Origin of the sequence: Bifidobacterium gallicum DSM 20093 = LMG 11596, from assembly GCF_000741205.1 — a bacterium.
In the GTDB taxonomy this organism is placed as follows: Bacteria; Actinomycetota; Actinomycetes; order Actinomycetales; family Bifidobacteriaceae; genus Bifidobacterium; species Bifidobacterium gallicum.
Genome location: NZ_JGYW01000004.1, coordinates 349,617 through 372,221 on the forward strand (window position 1 = coordinate 349,617; position 22,605 = coordinate 372,221).

A 22,605-nucleotide genomic window follows, 5' to 3' on the forward strand; every position below is an offset into this window, starting at 1 on the left:
ACGTGTCTGTTTAATAACTGGCGTCCATCGGGTCGTCACCAAACAGCGCTTCACGCTCGTCATGCGTGGTTTGCCTTGAATCCAACCATCCATACGGCAAATGCACTTTTTTCGCAAAGCGCACGCGGCCGCGCGGCGCGTCCACAATGCGATCCGCCAAGCGGGCATCGGGGTCAAGCCCGTCCACAATGCGCTGCATGTCGGCCAATGATTCACATGCCATGAACGCGCGGCGCACGCCGCCACCAACGGGGAATCCTTTCAAATACCAAGCCACATGCTTGCGCATGTCATGGGCGGCCATACGTTCGTCACCGTCATAGAACTCGGTCAAATATGTCGCATGGCGCATGATGACCTGACACACTTGCCCCAACGTGGGATCAGTACGCTCGTCGGAACCGGCGAACGCATGCTTGATGTCGGCGAACAGCCAAGGACGGCCCTGGCATCCACGGCCGATCGCCACGCCGGCGCAACCGGTTTGCTCCACCATTGCCAACGCGTCGGCCGCACCCCAAATATCACCATTGCCAAACACGGGCACGTCCAGCTGTTCCACAAGTTCGCCAATGCGGCTCCAATCGGAATGGCCGCCATAGTATTCGGCCGTCGTGCGCGCATGCAATGTCACGGCTTTGCAGCCTTCCTCTTGCGCGATATGGCCGGCTTCATGGAACGTTTCATGCTCATGGTCAATGCCGACGCGGATTTTGGCCGTCACAGGAATGCCAGCCGCATCACACACGCGCACCACGCGCGACACCACATCCGTGAACAAATCGGTTTTCCACGGCAATGCCGAACCTCCTCCACGGCGTGTGACTTTGGGCACGGGGCATCCGAAGTTCAAATCCACATGGTCGGCCATCTGTTCATCGACCACAATCTTGGCGGCTTGTTCCATGATTGACGGGTTGACACCATACAACTGCAACGAGCGAATACGCTCGGACGGCGCGAACCGGCACAACCGCAACGCTTTGGGATTGCGCGCCACGAGCGCGCGCGCCGTGATCATTTCAGCCACATACAACCCGTCGGGACCATATTGCTCGCACAACACGCGGAACGGCCAGTTGGTCACGCCAGCCATCGGCGACAAGATAACGGGTGTGCCCACATGCACGTTGCCCAAATCCACTGGAGCCAGCACGGCCGGAGCCTTGGCTGGCAAGTCGTGCTCCGCAGTACGCGGATCATAATGCGTGGTCTCATGCGGCGTACGCAGCACGGTCTCTTCGGTATGCTTACCCAACCAACACTCCTTGAACAACACAACAGCACAACAACGCGGGACATCACGGGACAATACGGAACGCCGGCCCAGAGGGCTTTGCCTGCACACAAAACCGCCGACCATCATAGTACGGTCGGCGGTAATGCAAGCGCGCCTGCGAACACCCATCAAGCATCCGCAGCACGCATACGCTTCGTGGACGGTCAGTACAGTCCGCCCGCTTCAGCGATCTTCACGGATTCAGGCCATGCTTCACCGCCAAGCGCCACGGGCACTTGCGGCACGCGCACACGCTTGTCTTCAATGCGAGCGCGCACATAAGCGGCCACGTTGTCGAGCGCCACGCGCTCCTGCTGCATCGTGTCACGTTCACGGATCGTGACGGCCTGATCTTCGAGCGTATCGAAATCGACAGTGATGCACAATGGCGTGCCGATTTCATCCTGGCGACGGTAACGGCGGCCAATGGCGCCGGACTCGTCGTAATCGACCATCCAGTCGTTCAACCGCAGGTCGGCGGCCAGGTTGTGGGCCACGCTCTGCAGTTCCGGCTTCTTGCTCAACGGCAACACGGCCGCCTTGTACGGGGCCAGGCGCGGATCGAGACGCAGCACCGTGCGCTTGTCAACGCCACCCTTCGTGTTCGGCGCCTCATCCACGTCGAACGCGTCGACGAGGAACGCCATGAGCGAGCGCGACAGGCCGGCAGCCGGTTCAATCACGTATGGAATGAACTTCTCGCCCGTGGCCTGGTTGAAGTATGCGAGGTCCTCACCCGAATGCTCGGCATGGGCTGACAAATCGAAGTCGGTACGGTTGGCCACACCTTCAAGCTCGCCCCAATCGGAGCCTTGGAAGCCGAACTTGTATTCGATGTCGACCGTGCGCTTCGAATAGTGGGCCAGCTTCTCCTTGGGATGCTCGTAATGACGCAGGTTCTCGGCCTTGATGCCCAAGTCGAGATACCACTGCGTGCGCGCGTCAATCCAATACTGGTGCCAATCCTCATCTTGGCCTGGAGCGACGAAGAACTCCATCTCCATCTGCTCAAACTCGCGTGTGCGGAAGATGAAATTGCCTGGCGTGATTTCGTTACGGAAGCTCTTGCCCGTGTTCGCGATGCCGAACGGAGGCTTCATACGCGAGGAGGTCATGACGTTCTTGAAATCGACAAAAATGCCCTGTGCTGTTTCAGGACGCAAATAATGCAACGAATTCTCGTCTTCCACCGGACCCAGGTTCGTGCGCAGCATCATGTTGAAGTCACGCGGTTCCGTCCAGTTGCCGCGTGTACCGCAGTTCGGGCACACAATGTCTTTCAGACCGTTCTCCGGCAGCTGGTCGCCATGCTTCTCAGCATAGGATTCGACGAGCTTGTCTTCACGGTTGCGCTTATGGCAGGTCAGGCATTCGACGAGCGGATCGTTGAACACCGACACATGGCCCGAAGCGACCCACACAGCCGACGGCAGGATGATCGACGTGTCCACGCCCACCACATCGGCGCGCGTGACGACCATCGAACGCCACCATTCACGCTTGATGTTGTCTTTGAGCGCCACACCGAGCGGACCGTAGTCCCATGCGGAACGCGTGCCGCCATAAATCTCGCCGGCTGGGAATACGAAGCCCCTACGCTTGGCGAGGGAGACGACTTCATCGAGTTTGGAACTAGCCACAATGCACCTTCTGGTTTGAACGGTTTGGGGTCTATGAATACAAACCCTCACTCTATCGAAACGCTCTGACGCAGGCCGGCTCTTGCCGTCAGTCACCACACCGCACGCCAACTCACCCTCACCACCCGCTCCACTCGCCGCTACCTGCCCTTCCTCCACTCAACTTCCCACTCACCATCCCCACTCATTGTGCCGGCCGCCACTGTGTTCTCTTCCGCTGTCCTATTCGTTATGCTCGGCAGCTATCCCCATACCGCTGTCGTCATCCGACTTTCCACCGTGTCAACCGTCCAGCATTGCCAGTACGTTCAGGAATCAAGCAGGGGGGCCTGTGGAGTCAAGCATTGTGCTTGGTTCAGCAAGCTGAGATTGGCGTTACGCCTGACCCTTCGAACCTGTTGGTTAGAACCAGTGTAGGGAGCGTTCGCAATGAATATGCCGGCACAAGATCCGATCCGTCTCGCCATCGCCGAAGCCGTGCAACAGGTGCACGACACAACGCCGATGGCTCCATCATTCACGAATTTCGTCACAATCAACCTCGTGGCCAACGCGCAGCTCGCATGCGGCGGCAGTGCCGCAATGAGCTTCCTGTCCAACGAGTTCAGCGCAGTCGCCGCGCTCGCCAAAGCTGCCTACATCAACGTCGGCACGCTGATGCCTAGCTATCCCGATGCGCTACGGGCCATCACGGCCGACCTCAAGGAATCGGGCAAACCGTGGGTACTCGATCCCGTAGCCGCCGGTTTGGGCGCCACACGCACCAACATTTTGATGGACATGCGTCACAACCCTCCAACAATCGTGCGCGGCAACGCTTCAGAAATCATTGCGCTGGCCAGCATGTGGGGACTCATTGAAGGTTCATCATCGAACGGTCCCGAAGGTGTCGAATCCGCTGACGACGTGCAGTCCGCCATCGAACCCGCGCGTCTGCTCGCACGCTTCCTGGCCCAACACAGCCCCGACGGCAAGGCCGCTGTCGCCGTGTCGGGCGAGACCGACCTCGTCACCGATGGCACACGCACGTTCCGTCTTCCCGGCGGCAGCCCGCTGATGACCAAGATCACGGGCGCCGGCTGCTCGCTTGGCGGCGTAACGGCCGTCTATTTGTGCGTGGCCGAACCGTTAATCGCCGCGCTCGCCGCCAGCGCACTTTACAATGTGGCCGCCGAATGCGCTGTACGCACGCTGACTTCCTACACCAAAGTCAACCCCGACACGGTCGCGTTGGGCCCCGGCACATTCCAGCCCGCGTTCCTCGACGCGCTCGCCGCGGCCACGCCCGAACAGGTCGCGTCGGCCACGCTGCTCGAAGACAAGTGATTATTTATTATTTTTCACGCATGAGGCATAGGGTTTCCACCCCGCCTACCCGCGCCTCACTGGTGACTATGAATCGAAGGTGACAACGTTTTATGGAAATGTTCCCTTATGCATCGATGCGCGACTCGTTCGACTTGCGCAGCTATGTGGTGCTCGGCCCTGATGATACGAAAGGCCGAGATGTGGCTGATGTGGTGCGTTACGCGTTGCATGGTGGCGCCAGTTTCATCCAGCTGCGCGCCAAGCATGCCGATGTGCGCGACATTGTGGCCATGGCGGCCGATATCGCCGCGGTGATTGAGGACGAAGGCAAAGCCGACACGGTCGCGTTCGTCATTGACGACCGCGTGGATGCGGCGCTCGAGGCGCGGCACAAGGGCATCAAAGTTGATGGCGTGCATATTGGCCAGGACGACAACGATCCGCAAGAGGCGCGCCGTCTGCTCGGCCGCGACGCGATTGTGGGTTTGAGCGCCAAAACGCCAGACGACATGCGTCGTGCCGAAGCATTGCCGCAAGGCACTGTGGATTATTTGGGTGCCGGTCCTTGGCATGAGACGAGTACGAAGCCCGATTGCATTGTCGTGGGTGATGATGGTGTCAAGCACACGTTGGATGCGGCCACGTTGCATGCGTTGCATGCGTTGACGACGTTGCCGATTGTGGTCGGTGGCGGTGTCAAAGCCGCTGATATTCCTGATTTGGCAGCCAGTGATGCCGATGGTTGGTTTGTGGTTTCGGCCGTGACAGCGGCCGATGATCCCGAAGCGGCCACGCGCGAGCTCGTGGACGCGTGGCAGGCCGTTCGAGGCGACACCATGCATGACCATCCTGCCGCCGCGTTGCTGCCGACGACACTGCCTGCGGCGCTCAGCATTGCATCGACTGATTCTTCCGGTGGCGCTGGCGTGCCGGTTGACATCAAAACGATGATGGCCAATGGCGTGTTTGCCGAATGTGTGATTTGCGCGATCACGGCGCAGAACACGAAGGGCGTGACCCATCTCGAAGAACTCTCACCGCAAGCCATTGTCAAGCAGATTGATGCCGTCTACGACGATATTGCGCCAGCTGCCGTCAAGATCGGCATGGTGCCGAGCATTGAAGGCATCAACGCTGTGGCCGACGGATTGCAAGCCAACAAGGCCACGAACATTGTGGTCGACCCGGTCATGGTGGCCACGAGCGGCGCCAAACTGATCAATGATGATGCGATCGCCACATTGACGTCGCGTCTGTTCCCGATGGCGACACTGATCACGCCGAACTTGCCTGAAACGCGCGTATTGCTGGAAACCATCGGCTCATCGATTGACCCGCAAGACGAAGACGGCATGGAACAAGCGGGCTTGGCCATCGCCCAGCATTTCGGCTGCTCCGTGCTCGTCAAAGGCGGCCATGGGCTGGCCGACGCGAATGATGTGCTCGTGAATGCTGATGGCACGACGCAATGGTTCCGTGGCGAGCGCATCAACAATCCGAATACGCATGGCACGGGTTGCACGCTCTCGTCCGCTATCGCGGCGAATCTGGCCAAAGGTCAGACGTTGGTCGATGCGATTGCGAACGCCAAGCGGTATATCACGGGCGCATTGCGTCAGATGCTCGAGCTTGGCACGGGTTCAGGCCCGTTCGACCATGCTTGGATGTGGCGCTGACCTGCTGACAGCGACACCCTCTGTCCCTGAAATCCGTTGGCCGTGCCCGGCCCGGCAAGTGACATACATTCATGCTTGCCGACGCTGGGCACGGCCAATGCGTTCCACAGCCTCCACCAACCGTTCTTCAGGCTGCAGCAGGCTCAACCGCACCCAGTCGGCGCCTTGCTGGCCAAAGCAGCCGCCATCGAGCACGCACACATCAGTATCGGCCAGCAATTGTGCGGCAAACGACGCGCCGGTTTGGCCTTGCGGCGCATGCATCCATGTATATAAGCCGCCTTGCGCATCAAACACGTCATAGCCCATGGCACGTAACGGCGTTTGCACAAGCTCACGGCGGTGCGCGTAGCGGGCTGCCAGGTCGCGTACGCTGTGCTGGTCGCTCATCAACGCGACCACTGCGGCGTCTTGCACAATCGTTGTGACCATGGAGCCCATTTGATAGTGGTAGCGTTTGGCGGCCGTGATCAGGTCGGCGTTGCCTGCGAGAAAACCAGCGCGCCATCCGGCCATGCCATACATTTTGGACAGGCTGACCACTTCCACAGCCACATCCTTGGCGCCTGCAATTTCGAGGATGCTGCATTGCTGCTCACGCACGCCAAGCCCCGCATAGGCAAAATCTTGAATCACGGCGAAATGGTGCCGTTTGGCCAGTGCGATGACCTGTTCAAAGAATGCGCGCGGCGCTTGCGCACCCGTGGGATTGTTCGGATAGTTCAACACGAGCAGTTGCACCCGATCCCATGTTGATGCCGGCACGGCGTCCAAATCAGGTAAAAATCCCAAATCGCGCTCTGCCGGTAGCAGCAGTTCGCGTCCGCGCAGCATCGTCGTCATGCAGTGGTAGCTCGGATAATACGGGTCAACGAACGCGACCGTGTCGCCTGGCGACACCAGCACATTGAACAATGACGCCAAGCCATCCACAGCCCCTTCCACCGCGAACAGTTCCGTATCCACGTTCAGATCCACACCATGTGTATGGCGATACCAGTGTGCGGCCGCTTGAAGGAACGCGCGTTTGCCATCAAACGACGCATAGCGCGCATTGTCCGGAATGTTGACGGCCTGTACGGCGGCTTCACGGATGAATGCCGCCGGTTCGGCATCGGGGTTGCCTACTGACAAGTCGATGACATCACGGCCGGCAGCCCGCGCTTGGGCCACCATCACCATCGAATGCTCAAACACGTTGGGCCCTATGGCGAGCGCCGTGGGTGACAGTTGCAGGTCTTTGGCGCTCCACTGGGGTGTGTCTGTTGTATGGCGCTCGCTCATGGTTCCTCGGTTCGGTATGGCGTGTTGTGGTGTGGTGTGGTTTTGGGGATAGGCGTGAGGCCGACAGCGTATGCTGTACGGCCTGGTTGGCGGGTGTGGTTAGTGGGTGACGGCTCGTGCAATAAGATCACCGATCCATTGGATGGCTTGCACAAGCACGACGAGCAGTACCACGATGGCGATAAGCACGCCCGTTTCATAGCGGTTGTAGCCGAATTGGATGGCCATGTCTCCGATCCCGCCCGCGCCGATCGTGCCGACCATGGCCGAATAGCCGAGCAGCGAGATGATCGTGAGCACAATGCCGCGGATGAATGAGGGCAGCGCTTGCGGGAATATGGCGTCACACAGGATTTGGCGTGTGGGCGCGCCCGTGGCGATGGCCGCTTCGATCAGTCCCGAGTCCACTTCGGTGAACGAGTTTTCGGCGATGCGCGCGAAGAACGGGATGGCGGCGATTGATAGCGCGATCGCACCGCCCAGCGGCGTGTACGGGTCGCCGATAATCAGCTGGATCAGCGGGATCAGTACCACGAGCAAAATCAGGAACGGCATCGAGCGGATCGCGTTGACGATGAATCCGACGACGTTGTTGACGGCCGCGTTCGGGGAGAACAGGTGGTGTTGCGTCAGGAACAGCGCGATGGCCAGCAGCGTGCCGAACACCACGCCGACCACTGTGGCGATCGACACCATGAAGAACGTGTCGGCAAGCGCCTTGCCCAGATTGTCTTGCAGAATCTCGAGTGTGGATTGCCAGTTCATGCGGCCTCCCCTGTTTCTTCGCTGAGCAGCGCGCCCACGTTGCGGTACGAGAGCAGGAACTGCTCAATAAGGCCGCGCGTTACGGTTTCTTGCGGGTTGCGGAATACGTCGAAGGTGGGGCCGTGTTCCACGATGCGCCCGGACTCCATCACGGCCACGCGGTCGAATATGCGCTGCGCCACTTCAAGCTGGTGCGTAATGAACACGACGGTGACGCCAAGTTCGCGGTTCACGCGCCGCAGCAGTGACAAAATGCCTTCAGTGGTTTCCAAGTCGAGCGCGCTTGTGGCCTCGTCGCACAGCAGTATTTGCGGATTGTTGGCGAGCGCCCTCGCGATCGAGACGCGCTGCTTTTGTCCTCCCGACAGCTGGCTTGGATACACGTCCGCCTTGTCTTCCAGCCCCACCAGCGCCAACAGTTCGCGGATGCGCGGTTCGCGCGCCTGTTTGGGGACTCCGGCGGCTTTAAGCGCGAACGCGATGTTGCGCGCCACCGTAGCGTTGCCGATAAGGTTGAACCCTTGGAAAATCATGCCGATGTCGCGGCGCAGTTCGCGCAGCTGTTTGCCGCGCAGGTCCGTCACGTCGCGCCCCGAGATGATCACGCGCCCTTCGCTGGGGCGTTCAAGCAGGTTGATCGTGCGCACGAGCGTGGATTTTCCCGCGCCCGAGAATCCCACAATGCCGAAAATTTCGCCTTTGCGTACGTTCAGGCTCACATGCTTGACGGCGTCGACCGTCCGTTTGCCGTCTTGGAATCGTACGCAGATGTCGCGCAGTTCAATAATTGGTGCCGGCTGTTCCATAATGTTGTGCTCCCTGGTATTTCCGTTTCCCGTGTCAGTTCATTGCGGCCGGCTTACGCCCATGTGGTCGGTTTGCCGAAATCCTTGAAGTCGCTGTCGGCGATGGCTTTTTTAAATTCGTCGCTGTTGAGCAGTTCCCTCACCTTTTGGCCGAAGTCGGAGTCGACATCGCCGCCGCGTACGGCGAACACGTTGATCACGCCTTCGCTTTGCTGTTCGGTGGCGAGCGCGTCGGCCGGGTCGAATCCGGCCGCCCACGCGTAGTTGCCGGGAACGAGCGCCACGTCCACCGTGTCAAGCGAGCGCGCGAGTTGGGCGGCATCAAGCGTTTTGATGTTCAGCTGCTTGGGGTTGCTTGCGATGTCGGAGACGCTGGCTTTCGTGCTGTCCACGCCGTCTTTGAGTGTGACGAGCTTGTTCTGTTGCAATACGCCGAGTGTGCGCGCAAGATTGGAGCCGTCGTTGGCCACGGCCACGGTCGCGCCGTTGGGGATGGCGTCGATCGAATCGTATTTCTTGGAGTAGGCGGCCAGTCCGAGCGTCGGGACCTGGCCGACGGAGGCGATATCGAGATTGTTGTCGGCGCGGAATTTGGTCAGATAGTTGATGTGCTGCATGAGGTTGGCGTCGATGCTGCCGGAGGCGAGCGCCTTGTCGGGCTGCACATAGTCGTTGAATTCCTTGACGGTCAGGTCGTAGCCGTCATCTTTGAGCAGTGGCGCGATCACGTCCTTGACCATGTCTCCGTAAGGTCCGGGGCATACGCCCACGCTCACCTGCACGGTGTGGTCGGCCGTGGGTGTGGCGATATGGGCCGCGGGGCCCGATTGCGAGGAGGAGGATCCGCAGGCGCATGCGGTCAGCGCGATAATGCCCGCGCACGTTACTGCAATCGTTTTCTTAATGGAATTGGCGATAGTGGTCATGGGTACAGTGCTCCTGGAAATAGAGAAAAAGTATGAAAAAAGTGGGAAAAAGATACGGTGGTACCTGTATATGCGCCCGGCAGACGTCATCGGCGAATCATATATGTCGCGAAATATCGTGAAAAAATTACAATATTTGGCAATGCAATTCCGACGATGCTGAATACGTATTCAATTCGTTTGATTCGGATCGCGGAATATCAATAATTCATAAATTTACATATATGAATCGCGCCACGGCGAGCGGCGAGAGAAAGATTGGATGACGGGCCGGTCATGCCGGCGCACCGTTACAGATCACCCATGCAATATTGGAAAGAAATAAAACGGCCCTCAGGCCATACCGATCATACAGCGGGCGTAGGCGCACACAGCACAGTTCATGACGCCGGCCTCGATGATGATAGTGTTCATTTTTGTGCCGTCCTTTCCATGAAATGTTCCCTACGATGATTCACGAACCGACTGATTGTGATGTACTGTTCGATTCGCTTGATATGCCACGATACTTGACGGCCTTGTACAGGCCGCAGATAGCGTCCACATAGTGAAAACATCTGTTCCAGATCTTTTCCCATGGCGTCGCGTCTGACCAGTGGCTACTCTGGAACATATGGTCACCATGAAGCAAATTGCCGAGCGTACGGGCGTTTCCGTCTCCACGGTCTCCCTTGTGCTCAACCACCGCGACGAAGGGCGCGTCAAAGCCGACATCGCGCGCAAAGTGCGCGCCACTGCGCAGGAACTCGGATATCAGCCCAACGCGCTTGCGCGTTCCTTGCGCACCAACAAAATCCCGATTATCGGATTCGTCAGCGAGGAAGTGGCGACCACGCCGTATGCAGGCGGCATCATCCAGGGCGCGCAGGACGCGGCGCGGGAACTGGGATATTTGCTCATTACCGTCAGCGGCGACGACGCGGCCACCGTTGAGCAGGAAGTGCTCGCGTTAAAACGCTACGGCATCGACGCGTTCATCTATTCGGCCATGTCGAACCGCGTGGTCACAATCCCGCAATGCCTGGCCGACTATCCGCTGGTCCTGGCCGACGCCACGGACCGCGACAACCGCTTCCCCGCCATCGAGCCGGACGAATTCCGCATCGGCTACGACGCCACCACACGCCTGATCGAGGCCGGATGCGCCAACATCGCCTATGTCGGCTGCACGACGCCGGGCCCCATCATCGCCCAGCGCGGGCGACTGGAAGGTTACCGTGCCGCGTTGGACGACCACGGCAGGGAATTCAACGAAGCTCTGGTATGCAATGTGGACGGCAATGAAGAGGCGTTGCGGGCGGTGGAGCACCTGTTTGCCGAACAGCATCCCGACGGATTCTTTTGCTTCAACGATTCGCGCGCCTGGTACGTGTATGAATGTGCGGCAAGGCAAGGGCTGATCGTCGGCAAGGACATCTCCGTTGTCGGTGTGGACAACCACCGCGTCATTGCGGAAACCTTCGCGCCACAGCTGACCACGATCGCGCTGCCCCACTATGAGATGGGCTATTGGGCCGCCGACAAGCTCATCAGCATCGTGGAACATCGCGATATCGCGCCCATGCCCAATCCGCTTATGCTTGCGCCGATCCCGCCGCTGGACGGCGAGGAGCCCGTGAAAATGCACTGCGTGCTTATCGAGAAGGAATCGGTGCGCCCGCAATAAGCGACACGCCGGGATCTCAGAAACCGGCAATATCGGAAATGGCGGAACGTCAATCGTTTGACGCACTACCGTGACCCTTTCGTGAAGAAAATGCGTCAATCGTTTGACGTCAAACGTTTGACGCGTTATATTCGTAAGCAAGAACTTCGCAGTAGGAATCTTTTTCCTGAAGTTTGTCCATTATTCCGTGATCTCAACGACGAGGTGTCACCATGGTGAATAAACCGAAGACCGCAAAAATCTGGTCCAACCCGTCCTATTTGCAGAGCTCGTTTGGCATTTTCCTGTTCTTCTGCTCATGGGGCATCTGGTGGTCCTTCTTCCAGCGCTGGCTCAATACCATTGGCCTGAACGGCGCGGAAGTCGGCACCGTCTATTCCATCAACTCGCTGGCCACGCTGATCCTCATGTTCGGCTACGGCATCATCCAGGACAACCTGGGCATCAAGCGCCGTCTCGTGGTCGTCATCGCCACCATCGCGGCACTGATCGGCCCCTTCGTCCAGTTCGTGTACGCGCCGCTCATGCAGACGAACATCATGGCCGCCGCCCTGATCGGCTCCGTGGTGCTCTCCGCCGGCTTCATGTCCGGATGCTCGCTGATTGAAGCGCTTACCGAACGCTACAGCCGCAAGTTCGGCTTCGAATACGGCCAGTCCCGCGCATGGGGCTCCTTCGGCTACGCCATTGTGGCCCTGATCGCCGGCATTGTCTTCAACATCAACCCGATGATCAACTTCTGGCTCGGCTCCGCATTCGGCGTGGGCATGCTCATCGTGTACCTCACGTGGTACCCGGCCGAGCAGCGCCAGGCCCTCAAGGAAGCGGCCGACCCGAACGCCGAGAAGTCCAACCCGTCCTTCAAGGACATGGTCAACGTGCTCAAGATGCCGACGCTGTGGGTGCTCATCATCTTCATGCTGCTGACCAACACGTTCTACACGGTCTTCGACCAGCAGATGTTCCCGACCTACTACGCCTCGCTGTTCCCGAGCATTGAAACGGGCAACACGGTCTACGGCGTGCTCAACTCCATCCAGGTCTTCTGCGAATCCGCGATGATGGGCGTCGTCCCGATCATCATGCGCAAGATCGGCGTGCGCAACGCGCTGCTGCTGGGCGCCACCGTCATGTTCCTGCGCATCGGCCTGTGCGGCATCTTCCACGACCCGGTAGCCATCTCCATCGTCAAGATGTTCCACGCCATCGAAGTTCCACTGTTCTGCCTGCCGGCGTTCCGCTACTTCACGCTGCACTTCAACCCGAAGCTCTCGGCCACGCTGTACATGGTGGGCTTCCAGATCGCCTCACAGATCGGCCAGGTTATCTTCTCCACCCCGCTGGGCATGCTGCACGACCGCTTCGGCGACCGCACCACCTTCCTGTCCATCAGCGGCATCGTGCTGCTGGCAACGATCTACGGCTTCTTCGTCATCAAGCGCGACGACGAGCACGTGGACGGCGATCCGTTCCTGCGTGACCGCGACCGCAAGGAAATGGAACTCATCGAAGAGAACCTGCAGCCAGACGCCGAGCTGGAAACGAGCCCCGTAGGCGTCGCAGCACAGGTGCGCGACAACCGCGCGGTCCAGCCGGAATACGCAAGCTGAGCCTCCGGCCGCAGTCCACAACCACTATTCGAATCGTTCAAGGAATATCAATCATGACCAACTTCACCCCATCCCAGCCGGTACTCACGCCGATTGCCAATCACAAGGAGCAGCTCGCACTCGCCGAGCGCGGCGTGGCCAAGCTCGCCGCGGGCCGCAACGACCGCTGGTACCCCAAGTTCCATATCGCCTCGCCGGGCGGATGGATCAACGATCCCAATGGCCTGTGCTATTACGGCGGACGCTGGCACGTGTTCTACCAGCTCCACCCCTACGGCACGCAGTGGGGACCGATGCACTGGGGCCACGTCTCCTCCACGGACCTTGTCCACTGGAAGCGCGAACCCATCGCTTTCGCGCCCAGCCTCGAACAGGAAAAGGACGGCGTCTTCTCAGGCTCGGCCGTGGTGGACGATAACGGCGACCTGAAAATCTTCTACACGGGCCACCGTTGGGCCAACGGCAAGGACAACACGGGCGGCGACTGGCAGGTCCAGATGCTCGCCGAACCTGAGGACGATTCGCTCACTTCCTTCACGAAGCGCGGCATGATCATCGACTGCCCCGTTGACGAAGTCGACCACCACTACCGCGACCCCAAGGTCTGGAAGACGGGCGACACCTGGTACATGACGTTCGGCGTCTCCTCCAAGGACAAGCGCGGCCAGATGTGGCTGTTCACCTCCGAAGACATGGTGCGCTGGACCTATGCGGGCGTGCTGTTCGAGCACCCGGATCCGGACGTGTTCATGCTCGAGTGCCCCGACTTCTTCCCGCTTACCGACAAGAACGGCGAGACCAAGTGGGTGATCGGATTCTCGGCCATGGGCGCCAAGCCGGACGGATTCATGAACCGCAACGTGAGCAACGCCGGCTACATGATCGGCTCGTGGACGCCGGGCGGCAAGTTCGTACCGGAAACCGAATTCCGCCTATGGGATTGGGGCCACAACTTCTATGCCCCGCAGTCCTTCACGGTGGATGGACGCCAGTTCATGTTCGGCTGGATGAGCCCGTTCGTGCAGCCCATCCCGATGGAGCATGACGGCTGGTGCGGCAACCTCACGCTGATGCGCGAAATCGTGCTCGGCGAAGACGGCGACATCCACACCATTCCTGTGACCCAAACCGTGGAGCTGCGCACGAGCACCATCGAACGCGACAACGTCGCGCTGCGTCCCAACACGTCGCTCACGCTGACGCCGGACGCGCAGGCTTGCGAAATCGAGCTGACGCTCGACCTGGCGAACCTGACCGCGGAACGCGCCGGCCTCCATGTGAACGCCACGCCGGACGGCAGCTACACCTCCATCGTCTTCGACGCCCAGCTGGGCCGCGTCGTCATCGACCGCCAAGCCATGGCGAACGGCGACAAGGGTTACCGTGCGGCGCCGTTGAGCGCCGAGGAACTGGCCAGCGGCACGCTGAACCTGCGCGTGTTCGTGGACCGCGGCTGCGTGGAAGTGTACATCAACGGCGGCAAGCAGGTCATGAGCTCCTACTCGTTCGCAAGCGAAGGGCCGCGCGCCATTGAGCTTGTCTCAGAATCCGGATCCTGCGTATTTTCGTCGGTCCGCGTCCACGAACTCGCGTCTATCGGGCTTGACGCGTCGTCTTCGCTGGACACGGTCGACTAATCCGCGAGATTTCCGGATCTAGCAAACGCCTCCTTGTCTTACTCTGCACATAACGTTCGTCGAGTAAGCAGGGGGGCTTTTTCGTGCCGCCGCCGCGTGTTTCACACATGGGACACGGCAACGCAAAAGCTGAGATGGGCGTATGCCCGGACCCTTCGAACCTGTTGGCCAATACCATCGTAGGGAGCGTTCTTCGTGGCTCTCTGCCGCATTGCACTCTGCTGCGCTGTGGTCAGTTGTGCTCTGGTCAGCTGCGCTCTGGTCAGCTGCGCTGTGGCCAATGGTGGTATCGGATGCTGTGGTGGTGTGTTGCTATGTCATACGGATCACTTCCAGGTGGTGGGCTTGCCGAAGTTCTTGAACTGGCTGTTGGCGATGGCGTCTTTGAATTCGTCGCTGTTGAGCAGCTGGTTGACTGTCTTGCCGAAATCGGAGCCCACATCGTTGCCACGCACCACGAACACGTTGATCACGCCTTCGGTCTGCTCTTCAAACGCCAATGCGTCCGCCGGATCAAGTCCTGCAGCCCACGAATAGTTGCCGGGCACCAAGGCCACATCCACCGTGTCGAGCGAACGCGCCAGTTGGGCCGCGTCGAGCGTCTTGAGATTCAGATGCTTGGGGTTGGAGGCCACATCGTTGACCGTGGCCTTCGTGGCATCCACATTGTCGTTGAGCGTGACGAGATGCTGCTGTTCGAGCACGCCAAGCGAGCGCGCGAGATTGGATGCGTCGTTGGCGATGGCGATTGTGGCGCCGTCAGGAATCGCATCAATGGACTTGATGCTGTTCGAATAGATGCCCAAGCCCAAGGTGGGTACCTGTCCGATGGATTCAAGATCGAGATTGTTGTCGGCCTTGAACTTGGTCAGATAGTTGATGTGCTGCATCAGGTTCGCGTCGATGCTGCCCGATGCGAGCGCCTTGTCGGGCTGCACATAATCGCTGAATTCCTTGGTTTTCAGCTCATAACCATCATCTTTGAGCAACGGTGCGATGACTTCGTTGACCAGGTCGCCGTAAGGGCCTGCGCACACGCCTACGGTGATTTGCACGGTCTTGTTGTCGGCCGGTTCGGCGATATGCTTGTCTGCTGACGCGTCGGAGGACGATCCGCATGCGCCAGTGGCCAGGATGGCGAGGCCTGCGATTGTGGCGGCGAGGGCTTTCTTGACTGGATGAACGGTAAACAACGACATGGGTACACTACTCCCTAAGTAAAATAATGTGAGTTTAAAAATACGTATAAAGATACGAATAATACAGTGGCAATCACTGGTATCCCCACCAAGCATGCGGCACCAAACACTGCGCCACATACAGTGGCGTCTCAAGTGCGCGTGGAGGGTATGAGCATCAGGCTAAGCCGCATACATGACGGCGACTATCAAAGAAAACGAGAGTTATGCCTGGAAACGTTGGGAAAAGTATACTGGCCCTCAGGCCATACCGAGCATTCGGCGAGCGTAGGCACAGACGGAGCATTGCATGGAAGCGGCCTCGATGATGTTCGTGTTCATACGCTGTGCCGTCCTTTCCTATGCAAGAGTCCTACGAGATATAAGCGAAATATCAGAAGAGCAACTGATTTTTTGCTTGGTTGTCACCATAGGCTCATACATGGTCAACACCCATACCCAAGTCCATATAATGAGATTATTTATCATCCAATCGTGCGTTTTTGCCCCGTCAGACCTCACCAACATGCCTTTCCCCCACTGCCACATCTTACGAATCGTGGTGGTACGGGCGCTGTCAGCGGCCATTGCGGTAGCATGCGGAACTACCCATATCGCATCTCAAGAAGAGGATGAACGCAGTGAGTGAACCAACAATCCAGGACCGCGTACCTGTCGACGAAACCGGCAAACCGTATCTGAACACCGTGGCGGCCGTGGCCATCGCACCGAGCGGCGTGGCCGACGAGCGTGACGGCGTGCGCGACGAACTCAGCGAATACGTGTCGCAAGCCATCGCCGTGATCCGCGAATCGGGACTGCCGAACGAGACGAACGCAATGTTCACGAACATTGAAGGCGACCTTGATGCCGTGCTGCAGGTCGTGCGTGACGCCACCGTCAAACTCGCCGAACAAGGCTACCGCACGGAAGTCAACCTCAAACTCGACATCCGCCCCGGCTACCGCGGCCAAATCAGCGCGAAGCAAGCGCTCGTCGACGACGTGCTCGCGCGCGAATAACCGCGCCAAAGCTTCACGCGCATCCAAACACACCCTCACGTGCCGCAAGCAGCCCCCCGAAACACGCGGAAAGACTGTTTCGCTGTAACTAAAAATGTGGTCCATCATACCCATACGGGTACGGTGTCTATTTTTTAGAGTGTTACCGGTTCATTATGCCCGCTTTTGCAGCCATCTGGGATGGCGGGCTACTCGCGTTGGTGTGGCACTCCCTCGGTCGTTACTTTCCGTGTTACCCACGGTAGCGGCAAGTTTAGGGCCGTTCGGGGGCCTTCTTGTAGGTTCAGGCGATGATGGTGTAGTGTTCGGCGCGCGCCAAGTTGCGTGCGGCGTTCATGTCCCGGTCATGGTGCGTGCCGCATCGGGGACAATCCCATGCGCGGATGTTCAAGTTGCGTACCGCATGGTTCCGGTAGCCGCATTGGGAGCACAGTTGCGATGACGGGTACCATGGGGACACTTGACGCAGTTCAATACCATGCTCTTCGCATGCGGCGGCGAGCCGGGTGACGAACCTGCCGAGTTCCTGTGCGGACAGGGCACGGGCGAGGTGCCGGTTCGCCATCATATTCACGATGTTCAAGTGTTCAATCGTGATGAACCGTGGTTCTTGGCTCACCAGCTCATGAATGGTCTTGTCCATGTGGTCGTGGCGAATGCTGACGATGCGCTGCCATGTGCGCTCGATGTCTCGCTGGTTTTTGATGATGTTCTTGCATTCACGCAGCGGGCGCGTGTAGGTGACGTGTTTGACTTGGCCTTTCTTGGGTCCTTCCGTGTAGTAGGTGCGGTGGGTGATGGCTTTGAGTTTGCGGCTCAATGCGCGTTGCTGCCGTTTGAGTTTCTTGTTGAGCCTGCGTATTTCCTTGGCATGGTTGATGTTCTCCACGACCCTGCCGTCTGATGCGATGGCAAGGTTCTTGATGCCGAGGTCGATGCCGATTCCCTCGGATGGGTTCATGTTGGCAGTGTTTCGCGTAGGGTGCTGCGATTGCTTCGGTATGCATGACACGTAGCAGCGTCCGGCTACGCGGCTGACCGTCATCGAGGATATCGTGTGCTTGCCCACGGGAATGTACCCGTGTTCTTTCAACCGCACCCATCCCAAACCGGGCAGTTTGATGCGATGACGCTCCACTTCGACGCGCTCTACCAAGTAGATGCTGTCCTTCGTTTTGCCGCGCTTCTTGAAACGGGGATGCTCGGGTGGTTCTTTGCCGCGTTTCGCCAAGCGCTTCAGGTAGGCGGGGTTCTTGCGGTTCTCGAAGAACTTTCCGTAGGCCTTATCTGCGTGCATGAACGCTTGTTTGATGCTCTTGGAATGCGCGGCAACCACCCATGGTTCATAATGCGGCAGTTGAGCGGCCTGCGTCAACGTGTCCAGCAGCAGTCGCGCAACGTCCGGGACCATGCGCGCGATATCCATGGCGGGCGAGCCTGAGCCTACCAGCAGTTCATCCAACAGCTGGGTTTGCGCCATGGTCGGTTTCACCGGTTTGCCCTCGGCTCTCTTGCACAGCAGTTTCGCCAACGAGAACCGCACGGAAAAGGCATACGCATTGCAATACCCATACGCGCCGTACCCGTCACGATGATGCTGGTACCGCGCATAGTTGAACGCAAGAAACTCGTTGTATGCCCACCGTGCGCTGCCAAACGCCCTCGTGAGAGCCGCTTGCTGGGCCGTGGTGGGGTGAAGCTCCGTTCTAAACGCTTTCACTGCGCTCACCTCCTGTACTGGCCTCGCATGTGAGCTGCGGGTCATGTTCGACCTGCTTCTTGTATTTCCTCAACCCATATACGCGGCATGAGAACACGTGGATGATGGAAATGAGGTCTTCTACGAGTTCCTGCTGTGGGCTGGTGTCGGGATTGTTCACCACGACAATCTCACACCCATACCGGTTCGCCAGCTCCTCGAACCAGTCGAACCCGAACCGGACGAACCGGTCTTTGAACGTGATGTACACGGTTTCGACCTGACCTTGCAGTATGAGGTCGAAGATGAGGTGGTTCCAGTTCTTGCGTTTGTAGTTCAAACCGCTGCCAACGTCGGTGAACACGTCGTCGAGTATCACGCCTTTCGCGTTCACGTAGTCGCGCAAGAACGCGACCTGCGATGCGAGGTCGCCTTTCTGCCCGGCCGAGGACACACGCGCGTAGGCGACGTGCAGTCGCTGGGGTTTTTGTATTTTCCCCAGATACGCGAGCACTTGCTCTTCAGTGTAGTAGCGGCGTCCCTGCGGGTTGCGCGCTGCGGGGAAGATACCCGCTTTGTCCCAACGTTGGAGGGTTTTCACGCTCACCCCGAGACGGGCCGCTACATCTTTAGGCTTCAACATGACACCATAATAGATGAAATGACCACGAGTGTCAATTTAATTAACAACAGATGATTGCTCTTTTGCGCAGCAATGTCAAAGCAATGCCACAGTACGCCCAGTAGCAGCCCTCACCAGCAACAGGTCCACACCTATGGCGTCGTAGACCCGTTGCTTTACACTGAATGTGTTTTTGAGCTTTTCTGGCTGTGTGCACGGCAGACTCCTCACCTTGCTTCCAATGTGCCGCAGTCATGCGGCGCCGGCACGTTGGCGCAGAAAGTAAGGTGTAGATGGCTAAGGCTACCTGCGCACGGCATGACTCCTGGTGGCGCCGCCACCTACCCACAATGATCACGGTCGCACTGCTGCTCGTAGTATGGCAAGTCTGGGTCAGCCTCGCACATGTGTCCGAAACGATGATTTCCTCGCCCGTGCAGATCGTGCAAGCCATCGTCACAAGCTGGCCTACGTTATGGCCGGCCACATGGGTCACACTCTATGAGGGCGTAATCGGATTCCTGCTCGCTTGCGCGCTGGGCGTGTTGCTCGGCATCGGCATCCATTGCTCGCGCACGGCCTACGCGGCGTTGTTCCCGCTACTGGCTGCGGCCCAAACGTTGCCGCTGATCTCGATTGCCCCGCTGTTTTTGATCTGGTTCGGGTTTGAGCCGATCGGCAAGATCGTGCTCGTCGCGATTTTCGCGCTGTTCCCGATCGCCGTGCAAACGATGCGCGGGTTGCAGGCCGTGCCGCAGTTTTATGACGACGTGGCCATGACGTGCGGCGCGTCACGTTCCTGGACGCTGTTCCATGTGGACTTGCGTGTGGCTGCCCGCCAGATTTTCGGCGGCATGCGCGTGTCCGGCGCCTACGTGTTCGCCACGGCAGCGACAGCTGAATATTTGGGTGCGCGCCAAGGCTTGGGCATCTGGCTGCAGGCCGCGTACAACTCGTTCCGTACGCCACTGATTTTCGCGGCCACTGTGGTCATCATCATCATGACGGCCCTACTGCTCAGCTGCGTGCATCTTGCTGAACGTTGCCTTATTGGTACTCCCGCTGACGACGCCGATCCCGACGCCGACGAATAATCCGCGCGTCACTGGCACGCATCCCTTCACGTGCCCCAGTTTTCCATGCCGGTCGCCTCGCACACGAACACTCCCCTACAACCCCCATATCACCCCCTTTTTTCAGGAAAGGATCACGATTGACCCGCTCACTCCAACGCTCTTGGCGCATACTGATTGCACTGTTGGCCACACTTGCCGTAGCACTGCCATTGGCGGCATGCGGTGGGGGCGCATCGTCGGATACTGGCGCATTGCGCAAAGTCACGTTCATGCTTTCGTGGGCGGCCGATACGAACCATATTGGCGTGTATGTGGCCAAAAACAAGGGCTATTATCGTGACGCCGGCTTGGATGTGGACATTGTGGCCGTGGCCCAATCGGGTGCTGAACAGGCCGTGAACAATGGTGTGGCTGATTTTGCATTGTCGAACCTGACGAATGTCAGCACGTTCGCCGTCAAGGGCGCCCATATCAAACAAGTCATGCAAGTGCAACAAAAGACAAGCGCGATCTGGTGTGCGTTGGCATCAAACAAGACCATCACACGCCCCAAGGATCTCGATGGCAAAACGTTCGCGACGTTCGGTTCGAACGAATCCGACGCCGTCGTGCGCCGCATGATCCAAACCGATGGCGGCAAAGGCGACTTCGACAAAGTGACCGTGGGTACCTCAACATTCCAGACGTTGGAAAGCGGCCGCGCTGATTTCGGCGGTTTCTACGAGACTTGGGAAGGCGTGGAAGCCAAGATGCATGGTCCTGCATTGACATGCTTCACCGAGCCGGATTATGGTGTGCCCGGCAACGCCGATTCGATTGGCATCATCACCTCCGACAAGCTCATTGACACCGATCCCGAACTCGTCAAGACATTTGTGCAAGCCACGCAACGCGGATATGAATACGCCTATGACCATGGTGGCGAAGCCGCGTCAATCTTGGTCAAGGAAGCGCCGGAAGCCAATTTGGAAGAGGATTTTGTCAAGGAATCGATGAACGTCATCATTGATGGCCAATATTGGGGCGACCGCAAGCAGATTGACGAAGGCACGCAAACGTTGGGCGCGATTGATTACGACGGTACGCAACAGTATTTCGACTTCCTCGCGCAGTCGGGCGCCTATACGGATTCCTATGGCAACGTAATCCATGATGCGCCACAGTCGAAAGACTTGGCCACTGATCGGTTCTTGAAGCAGGCGGCCAAATGAGTACACGCAAACTCGTGCTCAGCGTCGATACAGGCATTGACGATGCGTTGGCACTGGCTGCATTGCTTGGCCGTGACGATCTGGAAATTGTAGGCATCAGTTGCACCTATGGCAATGTATTGGCCGAACATGCGCTACGCAATACGCAAGCATTGCTCGAGGTACTGCAGCCAGACCACCAGCTGCCGATTGTGCTTGGCGCCACGCATCCATCCTGGGCCGCCACGTTCCTGGCTGACGCAGGATGCGCAATGTTCCATGGCCGCAACGGATTGGGTGATGTGGACACGTGCGAGTACGGCGCACATACGGCCACTCCAGCCATTGCCTCATTGGACGATGAAGGCCGCATGCTGGCCCATACGCCACAAGGCATGCGGTATGTGGACCGTGACGAGTTGGCGGCATTGGCCGGCGTAGGCGTATCGATTGGCGGCTATGCGCCGTCAGACCGTCACGCGGTGCTGGCCGACGGTGCGACGCTTGATGCGGCAACCACAGCAATCAACATGAACACAACGGTGGAGGCCCCCGCGCAACGCACGGCTGGCAGTGAACTGATTGCGCATGCCGTGCGCACGTGGGGACCGGACGTGACTGTGCTGGCCACGGGGCCGCTGACGGACGTGGACACGGTGCTGCGGCTCGAACCCGACCTTGCCGAGCGCATGAACATCGTGTGGATGGGCGGCGCGCTGACCGTACCCGGCAACTGTTACGACCTCGTCAGCGAAACGAACAGCATTCAAGATCCGGAAGCGGCCAACCGTGTCTGCATGAGCGGCGCGCAACTGAGCGTGGTCGGTCTGGATGTGACGCACCGCTGCCTGATGGGCGAGACGATACCGCAACGTTGGAGTGCAACGGGCACGGCCGCCGGGATGCTGCTTGCGCGGCTGGCCGAGTTTTCAATCCGTGCGAACCGCGCCAGTGATGCGATGTTTGCGGCGGGCATGCCGTTGCACGATCCGCTGGCCGCTCTCGTGGCCGTGGAACCCGATCTTGTGGACCTATGGACGTTACCGTTGGGCGTGCAAACGCACACGGGCGATTGGACGGGTGTACGCGGCCGCACTGTCGTGGACAACGCACGGCTCAACGCACCCAAAGCTCCTCACGTGCGCATGGCCGTCAACGTGCATGCGCAACGATCCCTGGACCAGTTCGACTTGGACGTCAACCGACTGCTGAAGTGAGGTT

Annotated in this window: 17 protein-coding genes, 2 pseudogenes and 1 riboswitch; of the genes and pseudogenes, 10 read left to right on the forward strand and 9 right to left on the reverse strand. The window is 58.9% G+C overall.

What is annotated here, in order from left to right; all coding sequences use genetic code 11:
• Window positions 1-10: 10 nt before the first annotated feature.
• Both dusB and BGLCM_RS04260 read right to left on the reverse strand, forming a co-directional pair.
• Window positions 11-1,258 (reverse strand): tRNA dihydrouridine synthase DusB, encoded by a 1,248-nt coding sequence (gene dusB, locus BGLCM_RS04255; RefSeq protein ID WP_238548630.1) that lies wholly within the window; start codon window positions 1,256-1,258, stop codon window positions 11-13.
• Between the two features lie 185 nt (window positions 1,259-1,443).
• Entirely contained in the window at window positions 1,444-2,919 is a 1,476-nt protein-coding gene (locus BGLCM_RS04260) for a glycine--tRNA ligase (RefSeq protein ID WP_044084820.1), read from the reverse strand.
• Between the two features lie 429 nt (window positions 2,920-3,348).
• On the opposite strand from BGLCM_RS04260, the gene thiM reads away from it, so the two are divergent.
• The 3 genes and pseudogenes from thiM to thiD all read left to right on the forward strand — a co-directional run bounded on the left by thiM (window position 3,349) and on the right by thiD (window position 5,903).
• Window positions 3,349-4,245, forward strand: a complete 897-nt coding sequence (gene thiM, locus BGLCM_RS04265) for a hydroxyethylthiazole kinase (protein ID WP_006294244.1) — start codon at window positions 3,349-3,351, stop codon at window positions 4,243-4,245.
• Between the two features lie 116 nt (window positions 4,246-4,361).
• Window positions 4,362-4,979, forward strand: a pseudogene (locus tag BGLCM_RS08715) (thiamine phosphate synthase); the annotation flags it as partial.
• Window positions 4,980-5,063: 84 nt separating this feature from the next.
• On the forward strand, window positions 5,064-5,903 hold the full coding sequence (thiD, locus tag BGLCM_RS08720; RefSeq protein WP_338010459.1) for a bifunctional hydroxymethylpyrimidine kinase/phosphomethylpyrimidine kinase: 840 nt from the start codon (window positions 5,064-5,066) through the stop codon (window positions 5,901-5,903).
• A gap of 69 nt (window positions 5,904-5,972) precedes the next feature.
• On the opposite strand, the gene BGLCM_RS04275 is transcribed toward thiD, so the two are convergent.
• From BGLCM_RS04275 to BGLCM_RS04290, 4 genes and pseudogenes are all read right to left on the reverse strand, one after another.
• Window positions 5,973-7,187 (reverse strand): pyridoxal phosphate-dependent aminotransferase, encoded by a 1,215-nt coding sequence (locus tag BGLCM_RS04275; protein WP_006294242.1) that lies wholly within the window; start codon window positions 7,185-7,187, stop codon window positions 5,973-5,975.
• Between the two features lie 99 nt (window positions 7,188-7,286).
• A complete protein-coding gene (locus BGLCM_RS04280) occupies window positions 7,287-7,952 on the reverse strand; it encodes a methionine ABC transporter permease (protein WP_006294241.1) in 666 nt (221 codons plus the stop codon).
• Between the two features lie 53 nt (window positions 7,953-8,005).
• Window positions 8,006-8,758, reverse strand: a pseudogene (locus BGLCM_RS04285) (methionine ABC transporter ATP-binding protein); the annotation flags it as partial.
• A gap of 53 nt (window positions 8,759-8,811) precedes the next feature.
• Entirely contained in the window at window positions 8,812-9,684 is an 873-nt protein-coding gene (locus BGLCM_RS04290) for a MetQ/NlpA family ABC transporter substrate-binding protein (RefSeq protein ID WP_022859559.1), read from the reverse strand.
• 613 nt (window positions 9,685-10,297) lie between these two features.
• Here BGLCM_RS04290 and BGLCM_RS04295 point away from each other — a divergent pair.
• The 3 genes from BGLCM_RS04295 (at window position 10,298) to BGLCM_RS04305 (ending at window position 14,597) form a co-directional block, all read left to right on the forward strand.
• Window positions 10,298-11,350: a LacI family DNA-binding transcriptional regulator gene (locus BGLCM_RS04295; RefSeq protein ID WP_006294233.1), complete on the forward strand. Its 1,053-nt coding sequence runs from the start codon at window positions 10,298-10,300 to the stop codon at window positions 11,348-11,350.
• A gap of 212 nt (window positions 11,351-11,562) precedes the next feature.
• Window positions 11,563-12,960 (forward strand): MFS transporter, encoded by a 1,398-nt coding sequence (locus BGLCM_RS04300; protein WP_006294231.1) that lies wholly within the window; start codon window positions 11,563-11,565, stop codon window positions 12,958-12,960.
• A gap of 53 nt (window positions 12,961-13,013) precedes the next feature.
• Window positions 13,014-14,597, forward strand: a complete 1,584-nt coding sequence (locus BGLCM_RS04305) for a glycoside hydrolase family 32 protein (RefSeq protein ID WP_006294230.1) — start codon at window positions 13,014-13,016, stop codon at window positions 14,595-14,597.
• 59 nt (window positions 14,598-14,656) lie between these two features.
• Window positions 14,657-14,800, forward strand: a riboswitch (TPP riboswitch).
• A gap of 123 nt (window positions 14,801-14,923) precedes the next feature.
• Here the strand turns inward: BGLCM_RS04305 and BGLCM_RS04310 are convergent.
• A complete protein-coding gene (locus tag BGLCM_RS04310; protein WP_006294229.1) occupies window positions 14,924-15,796 on the reverse strand; it encodes a MetQ/NlpA family ABC transporter substrate-binding protein in 873 nt (290 codons plus the stop codon).
• 611 nt (window positions 15,797-16,407) lie between these two features.
• Between BGLCM_RS04310 and BGLCM_RS04320 the strand changes: the two genes are divergently transcribed.
• The gene (locus BGLCM_RS04320; RefSeq protein WP_006294227.1) at window positions 16,408-16,797 is read left to right on the forward strand and encodes a thiamine-binding protein; all 390 of its coding nucleotides are present in this window, start codon (window positions 16,408-16,410) and stop codon (window positions 16,795-16,797) included.
• A gap of 283 nt (window positions 16,798-17,080) precedes the next feature.
• Here the strand turns inward: BGLCM_RS04320 and BGLCM_RS04325 are convergent, their stop codons facing one another.
• Entirely contained in the window at window positions 17,081-18,517 is a 1,437-nt protein-coding gene (locus BGLCM_RS04325; protein WP_006294226.1) for an RNA-guided endonuclease InsQ/TnpB family protein, read from the reverse strand.
• A complete protein-coding gene (locus BGLCM_RS04330) occupies window positions 18,504-19,139 on the reverse strand; it encodes an IS607 family transposase (protein WP_006294225.1) in 636 nt (211 codons plus the stop codon). The genes BGLCM_RS04325 and BGLCM_RS04330 overlap by 14 nt, the downstream gene beginning before the upstream one ends.
• 272 nt (window positions 19,140-19,411) lie before the next feature.
• Between BGLCM_RS04330 and BGLCM_RS04335 the strand changes: the two genes are divergently transcribed.
• From BGLCM_RS04335 to BGLCM_RS04345, 3 genes are all read left to right on the forward strand, one after another.
• Window positions 19,412-20,212: an ABC transporter permease gene (locus BGLCM_RS04335; RefSeq protein ID WP_044084823.1), complete on the forward strand. Its 801-nt coding sequence runs from the start codon at window positions 19,412-19,414 to the stop codon at window positions 20,210-20,212.
• A gap of 119 nt (window positions 20,213-20,331) precedes the next feature.
• Window positions 20,332-21,405: an ABC transporter substrate-binding protein gene (locus BGLCM_RS04340; protein ID WP_044084824.1), complete on the forward strand. Its 1,074-nt coding sequence runs from the start codon at window positions 20,332-20,334 to the stop codon at window positions 21,403-21,405.
• Complete coding sequence (locus BGLCM_RS04345) at window positions 21,402-22,601, forward strand: nucleoside hydrolase (RefSeq protein ID WP_006294222.1); 1,200 nt, start codon at window positions 21,402-21,404, stop codon at window positions 22,599-22,601. Before BGLCM_RS04340 ends, BGLCM_RS04345 begins: the two co-directional genes overlap by 4 nt.
• The last annotated feature ends 4 nt before the right edge of the window (window positions 22,602-22,605 follow it).